General features: G+C 55.5%; 8 protein-coding genes and 2 pseudogenes. All 10 read right to left on the bottom strand.

Annotated elements, in window-relative coordinates; translation table 11 throughout:
- Nucleotides 1–819: pseudogene (locus WIH05_RS00445) on the bottom strand (translation initiation factor IF-2); the annotation flags it as partial.
- Entirely contained in the window at nt 809–1,138 is a 330-nt protein-coding gene (locus tag WIH05_RS00440; RefSeq protein ID WP_334307933.1) for a ribosomal L7Ae/L30e/S12e/Gadd45 family protein, read from the bottom strand. The pseudogene WIH05_RS00445 and the gene WIH05_RS00440, both read right to left, overlap by 11 nt.
- Nucleotides 1,131–1,406 (bottom strand): YlxR family protein, encoded by a 276-nt coding sequence (locus tag WIH05_RS00435; protein ID WP_022272410.1) that lies wholly within the window; start codon nt 1,404–1,406, stop codon nt 1,131–1,133. The genes WIH05_RS00440 and WIH05_RS00435 overlap by 8 nt, the downstream gene beginning before the upstream one ends.
- Before the next feature lie 18 nt (nt 1,407–1,424).
- Nucleotides 1,425–2,582 (bottom strand): transcription termination factor NusA, encoded by a 1,158-nt coding sequence (gene nusA, locus WIH05_RS00430; protein WP_022272411.1) that lies wholly within the window; start codon nt 2,580–2,582, stop codon nt 1,425–1,427.
- A 14-nt stretch (nt 2,583–2,596) separates the two neighbouring features.
- Nucleotides 2,597–3,064 (bottom strand): ribosome maturation factor RimP, encoded by a 468-nt coding sequence (gene rimP / locus WIH05_RS00425; protein WP_022272412.1) that lies wholly within the window; start codon nt 3,062–3,064, stop codon nt 2,597–2,599.
- A 179-nt stretch (nt 3,065–3,243) separates the two neighbouring features.
- Nucleotides 3,244–3,444, bottom strand: a complete 201-nt coding sequence (locus WIH05_RS00420) for a hypothetical protein (RefSeq protein ID WP_022272413.1) — start codon at nt 3,442–3,444, stop codon at nt 3,244–3,246.
- Nucleotides 3,445–3,475: 31 nt separating this feature from the next.
- The gene (locus WIH05_RS00415; protein ID WP_022272414.1) at nt 3,476–3,835 is read right to left on the bottom strand and encodes a DUF1667 domain-containing protein; all 360 of its coding nucleotides are present in this window, start codon (nt 3,833–3,835) and stop codon (nt 3,476–3,478) included.
- A gap of 3 nt (nt 3,836–3,838) precedes the next feature.
- Nucleotides 3,839–5,101 carry an FAD-dependent oxidoreductase gene (locus WIH05_RS00410; RefSeq protein ID WP_337424811.1) on the bottom strand — a complete coding sequence of 421 codons (1,263 nt, stop codon included), beginning with the start codon at nt 5,099–5,101 and terminating at the stop codon, nt 3,839–3,841.
- A 1-nt stretch (nt 5,102) separates the two neighbouring features.
- Nucleotides 5,103–6,557, bottom strand: a complete 1,455-nt coding sequence (locus WIH05_RS00405; RefSeq protein WP_022272416.1) for an NAD(P)/FAD-dependent oxidoreductase — start codon at nt 6,555–6,557, stop codon at nt 5,103–5,105.
- A gap of 173 nt (nt 6,558–6,730) precedes the next feature.
- Nucleotides 6,731–6,831 (bottom strand): annotated as a pseudogene (locus WIH05_RS00400) (aquaporin); the annotation flags it as partial.

The following is a 6,831-nucleotide window of genomic DNA, read 5'->3' as shown; positions in this document are numbered from 1 at the left end:
GCCGTCGCGGTTATAGCCTCCCTGGCGGTTCCCATCTCTCTGGCCGTCACGGTTATATCCGCCCTGGCGGTTTCCGTCTCTCTGGCCGTCGCGGTTATAGCCTCCCTGGCGGTTCCCATCTCTCTGGCCGTCACGGTTAAACCCGCCCTGACGGTTTCCATCTCTCTGGCCGTCGCGGTTAAACCCACCCTGACGGTTCCCGTCTCTCTGGCTGTCGCGGTTAAACCCGCCCTGACGGTTTCCATCTCTCTGGCCGTCACGGTTAAACCCTCCCTGGCGGTTTCCGTCTCTCTGACCGTCGCGGTTATAGCCTCCCTGGCGGTTTCCGTCTCTCTGGCCGTCACGGTTGTAGCCTCCCTGACGGTTCCCATCTCTCTGGCCGTCGCGGTTATAGCCTCCCTGGCGGCTTCCCTGGGGCCTTGCCTCTGTCTGGGAAGCGGCCTGCACCGGAGCCATCTCTGTCTCCTGGACGGGAGCTGTGGTCTGTTCCTTCACCTCTTCCGCCGGAGCTGCCTTGGGCTTCTGGGCCGGAGCAGAGGTTGTAGGACGCACCTGCATGCCTGGTCCTGTGGATCTCTGGTTTCTGGCTCCCTGTCCCTGGCTTCTGCCGCCGCGGCCCTTCTGGGTGCTGTTCTGGGGACGGTATACGGCTGCGATCCGCTTCTTGGCCGGAGCTGCCCCTTCCTTATTCTCGCCGGCGGGCTGGGTTCCGGCTCCGTTTGTCATACTGCTGTTTTCTTCCATATTATTCTTCTGCAACGTATCTGTAACCTCTTTATTCGTCTTTCCTAAGTTCTTAGCTAAATCGTTATCCCTCACACTCACTACCTCCGTTCATACAAAGCTGTTTCTTCATGGCCTCGGAAAAGCCTGCGTCCTGCACAGCCAGGGAAGCACGCATCTCCCTGCCGGTGGCGTGGCCCAGCTCCTCCTTGCTTCCGAATTCAAAATAGGGGACCTCATAGTAAGTACACATATTCCGGAACTTCTTCTTTGTATTTTCCGACGCCTCTTCCGAGACAATGACCAGGTATGCTCTCCCGGATTTCACGGACTTCTCCGTGGAAAACTCTCCGCTCTGCACCTTTCCCGCCTTGGCGGCCAGGCCCAGAAGGCCAAAAACCCTGCTTTTATTGATCAAGCTGCTCCATCTCCTTTTCCAGACTTTCATATACCTCTTTGGGGATCGCCATCTTAAAGGAGCGCTCCAGCCCTTTTCCCTTCACGGCCTTTTTTAAGCAGTCCATGGACGGACAGAGATATGCACCCCGCCCATTCTTCCTTCCAGTGGCGTCGATGGTGATCTGACCGTCCGTTGTCTTTAAAACCCGGATCAGATCCCGTTTGTTCTTCATTTCTCCGCAGCCGATGCACTGTCTCTGCGGAACTTTTTTTTCCGTACTCACTGTAAGATCACTTCTCTCCTATTCTTCGGATTCCTCCTGGTAGTCTTCCTCTGCGGGAACCTCATAGCTGCCTTCAGTTTCAAACTCGCCTTCAAATCCGTCTTCATATTCGCCGGACTCCAGGGCATCAAACAGGCCCATTTCCCTTGCCTGGGTCTCGCTCTTAATATCGATCTTATAGGTGGTCAGTCTCGCCGCCAGCCTTGCGTTCTGTCCTTCCTTGCCGATGGCCAGAGATAACTGATAATCCGGAACGATGACCTGTGCCTCCTTCGCATCCTCATCGGCCACAACGGAGATCACCTTGGCAGGACTCAGGGCATTTTCGATCAGGAATGCCGGGTTGTCGTCCCAGTTGATGATGTCGATCTTCTCGCCTCTTAACTCATTGACAATGGCGTTGACTCTGGCTCCGTTTAAGCCGACGCATGCGCCCACCGGATCCACGTTGGGGTCTGTGGTGCTCACTGCGATCTTCGTTCTGGAACCGGCCTCTCTGGCAATGGCGCGGATCTCGACCGTTCCGTCCCGCACCTCGGCGATCTCCGCCTCAAACAGGCGTCTCACCAGGTCCGGATGGGTACGGGATACGGAGATCCTGGGTCCCTTGGGATTATCCTTTACCTCCAGGATATAGACCTTGATCCTCTCCGTGCGCTGGAATACCTCGCCCTTTACCTGTTCGGATTCCGGCAGGATAGCGTCGATCTTTCCAAGATCCACACTGACGTTCCGTCCGATATAACGCTGCACGATACCGGTCACTACCTCCTTCTCCCGGCACTGCCACTCGTTTAACTGGGATTTCCGGCTCTCCTCACGGATCTTCTGGAGGATCACGTTTTTGGCGTTCTGGGTGGCGATCCGGCCGAAATCATGGGAATCGATGGGAATCTGGACAATATCGCCCAGGTCGAACTTCGCGCCCTTCATTCTCGCGTCTGCAAGGCTAATCTGGGTCACCGGGTCTTCCACATTTTCCACAACCTCTTTTTCTGCATAAACAGAATAGTCGCAGCCCTCGCGGTCAATGATCACCTTCACATTGTCCGCTTTCCCGAAATGGTTCTTACATGCCGTAAGAAGGGAATTCTCGATGGCCTCCAGCAATGTGTCTTTGCTGATGTTATATTCCTTTTCCAGCACCGTCATTGCTTCCATCAGTTCCTTGTTCATCTTTTATCCTCCTTTTAAAAATCAAATGCCAGACGGATTAAGGCAATATCTTTTCTGTCGAATGTACTTTCTGACCCATCCTCATAGCGGATGGTGACCGTATTTTCATCATAGGCTGCAAGAGCCCCTGTAAAGTCCTTCTGACGGTCCACGGCCCGGTAGAGCTTGATCTCCACCTGCTCGCCCATGCTCCTCTTAAAATCCTTTTCCTTTTTTAAGGGTCTTCCAAGTCCCGGAGAGCTGACCTCTAAAATATAGCTTTCGTCGATGAAGTCCTCCTTATCCAGCCAGTCGCCCAGACGTCTGGACACCATCTCGCAGTCATCCACCGTAAAGCCGCCCTCTTTATCAATATAGGCCCTGAGATACCAGGTTCCGGCTTCCTTTACATATTCCACATCCACCAGTTCAAAATGATTTTCTTCCATGACAGGCAGTAAGAATGCTTCCACCCTTGCCTCATAGTCTTCCCGTTTTGACACGATCCCACCACCTTTCTTTTTATCAGCACCGGCTGTTCCCCCGCGTCCGTGCGTGTCTTTTCCGGACCGGAAAGAAGATACAAAACGAAAGAGTGGACTTTGTTTCGTCCACTCTTTTCAGCCAGTTACTTATGTTATCGTTTACATCATATCACACTCAAGAAGCAATTGCAATAGTTTTATTTTTTTTTCGAACAGTTCATATCGTTGAGACTGCAGCTCGTCTCGTCCTCCCGGCTCACCCCGTTCATATCGTTCAGAGTCTGCTCCTTCTCCTCTCCTCCCAGGCAGTTCATGTCGTTGATCCCGCAGGTCCTGTGATCCTGATCGGTCATCCCGTTCATATTTCCCAGCCCCAGGTTCTTTTTCTCCATGGTCATAGGCCTCTCCTTTCTTCTGTCCCAGCTCCCTTCAGTCCACATTTTTTGTGGCCACCATGTCCACGCCGGTTCCTGCCACGTTTTTAAGGACCACGTCTCCGATATGGACCGGCGCCTGGACCGTCACATCCTTTAACGCTCTCATACAGTCAAAGATCTTCTCCTTCGGCACGTCCTCCTTCGTCTTTACAGACACCATATCTGCCGTTCCGTTGGAGACCTTCACGGTGGAGGTCACGATCCTGGTTGGGTTGGTCACTTCTTTTCTGGCGTACACGTCGCCCCGCTTGCAGGTATTTCCTGTGACCGAGACCACCTCTGCCCCTTCCATGGACACCGTAAGGGCGCATCCCAGGGGACAGCCGATACAGATCAGTTCCCGTCTCTCCATTTTCTACGCCTCCTCCACCTTAATTGTAATGGTTTTCAGTTCCGGATGCAAGAGAAGCTTTTCCTTTTCCAGCCGGATCTCTTCCATCTCTCCGGGAGCCATCACCGGCCGTTTCCGCCGGATCACCTGCTTCCCGTCAAAGTATACGCCGATGCAGCAGTTTTTATAAACGTTTCCCACACGGAACCGCACCACCTGGGTATCCTCCATCCGTTCAGGCGAGATCGTACAGGGAACCGTATACCGGACGCCTTCCACAGCGTTTATGGCGATCTCCCTGGCATTTTCCTTCCGGCCCTCTTTTATATAGGAAGCCGCATGTCTTCCGGCCGCCGCCGCCTCCTCTGACACAAAGTCCACCAGATCGTGGACATGGAGCACATTTCCGCAGGCGAACACGCCTTCCACGCTGGTCTCCAGGCTCTCGTTGACCCTGGGGCCGGAGGTGACCCGGTTCATGGCCACGCCCATGCCGCCAGACAGCTCATTTTCCGGGATCAGTCCCACAGAAAGGAGCAGAGTATCACAGGAATAGTCCTCCTCTGTGCCGGGAATGGGCTTTCCGTTTTTGTCCACCTCTGCCAGGGTGATCCCCGTCAGCCGTTCCTTTCCCCTGATCTCCACCACCGTGTGGCTCAGCTTCAATGGGATCCCATAATCGTTCAGGCACTGGACGATGTTCCTTTTAAGGCCGCCGGAATAAGGCATCAGCTCTGCCACCACCTTCACCTTTGCGCCCTCCAGGGTCATACGCCGGGCCATGATGAGTCCGATATCGCCGGATCCTAAGATCACCACCTCCCGGCCAGGCATGAAGCCTTCCATATTGACCAGCCGCTGGGCCGTTCCCGCAGAGTAGATACCAGCCGGACGATAGCCGGGGATATTGAGTGCTCCTCTGGATCTTTCCCGGCAGCCCATGGCCAGGATCACAGCCCTGGCTTTGATCTCAAACAGACCTTCCTCCCGGTTCATGGCCGTCACTGCCTTCTGGGGACTGATCTCCATGACCATGGTGTTCAGCTTATATTCGATCTTCCGTTCCCGGACCCTTTCAATGAACCTGGCCGCATATTCCGGTCCTGTCAGCTCCTCCTTGAAGGTATGGAGTCCGAAGCCGTTATGGATGCACTGGTTCAGGATCCCGCCCAGCTCCCGGTCCCGTTCCAGGATCAGGATGCTGTCGATGCCGCTGTCCTTTGCCGCCGCTGCTGCCGCAAGCCCCGCGGGGCCGCCGCCGACGATGACCAGATCGTATTCTCTCATCTTAAGCATCCTCCTTTCCAAGGGTATCTTTACTGGTTCCCACAAGGAGTCTGGACTCCCCGCCGGATTTTGTGATCTCCGTCATGGGAATGCCAAGCTCTCTGTGGAGCAGCTCCATGGTCCTGGGCGTACAGAAGCCCGCCTGGCACCGTCCCATGCCGGCCCTGGTCCTTCTCTTGACCCCGTCCAGGGATCTGGCTCCCAGGGGCCTGTGGATGGCATCCAGGATCTCGCCCTCCGTGACCATCTCGCACCGGCAGATGATGTTTCCGTAAGCCGGATTTTCTTTAATGAGCGCTGCCCGCTCTTCCTTTGAAAGTGTATCCGGGTCCAGGATCCCCTTTCTGACGCCGTTAAAGTCCGTGTTTTCCGGAAGGTGTAAGATCCCCTCTACGATCTCCGCCACCATTTTCCCAATGGCCGGGGAGCTGGTAAGGCCCGGGGATTCGATCCCGGCGCAGTCCACAAAGCCCGGAGCTCCCGGAAGCTCCCGGATGATGAATTCGTGGCCGTCCTCATGGGCCCTGAGACCGGCAAAGGAGGTGATCACCTGCCGCATGGGAAGGTCCTTCACATTCATCCCCGCCTTTTCGATCACCTGATCCAGCCCCTCTCTGGTGGTAGCGGTGGCTTCCTTATCCCCGATGTCAATGGCCGTGGGGCCGACGATGAGGTTCCCATGGACCGTGGGCGACACCAGAACGCCTTTTCCGTATTTCCCCGGCAGGGCGAAGATCGTGCGGTTCACATGGGCTCCGGCGCTCTTGTCCAGGAGACAGTAATCTCCCCGGCGCGGAGTGATATGGATCTTCTCCTCACAGACCATATTATGCAGCTCATCTGCATAAACTCCCGCCGCATTGACCACGGTCCTGGTTTCCACATCGCCTTTATCCGTGTGGACCAGCCACCCCTCTTCTGTCCTGGTAAAGCCGGTGACCGTTGTATTGAACCGGAATTCCACGCCGTTGGTGCAGGCGTTCTCCGCCATGGCGATATTTAATAAGAAGGGACAGACGATCCCGGCTGTGGGAGCATAAAGCACCGCCTCGGTCTGGTCCGAAAGGTTGGGCTCCATCTCCCGGATCCGCTCCTTATCGGTAATGATCTCCAGCCCCGGAACGCCGTTTCTTACGCCTCTCTCATACAGAGCCTGAAGATCCGGGAGCATCTCCCGGTCCAGGCATACCACAAAGGAGCCGCAGGGACGGAACGGGAAATCCAGCTCTCTGGAAAGCTCCGCCATCATGCGGTTTCCCTCCACGTTGAGCTTCGCCATTAGGGAGCCCTCCGGAGCGTCATACCCCGCGTGGACGATGGCGCTGTTGGCCTTGGAGGTGCCGCAGCACACATCCTCTTCTTTTTCAAGGACGCAGATCCTTCCCTTATACCGGGACAGCTCCCTGGCTGCCGCCGCTCCGGATACGCCTGCGCCGATAATGATCACATCATACATGACTTCTCATCTCCTAAACGAGCAGAGCAAACAAAACATGTCTCCATGCTTTATTTGCTCTGCTCTTATCTCTGCAAATCTATCTTTTATTTTTGTAAGCCGGCTTCCGGGGACTGCTGAAGATGATCTCCTGCAGCAGCCCCATCCGCACAGCGGGAGAGCTTGCTGGACTTTTATGCCCACGGAATGACTCCGTATAACAGGACGGCTGCCACCGCTCCGATCACCGGTCCGAGGATGACCACCGGCGCGTAGCCCCAGTTGGAATCGCCTT

This window comes from Alitiscatomonas sp., assembly GCF_037242085.1.
Taxonomy (GTDB): domain Bacteria; phylum Bacillota; class Clostridia; order Lachnospirales; family Lachnospiraceae; genus Alitiscatomonas; species Alitiscatomonas aceti.
The sequence above is the reverse complement of the archived record's forward strand: the minus strand, read 5'-3'. Positions and strand labels throughout refer to the sequence as shown.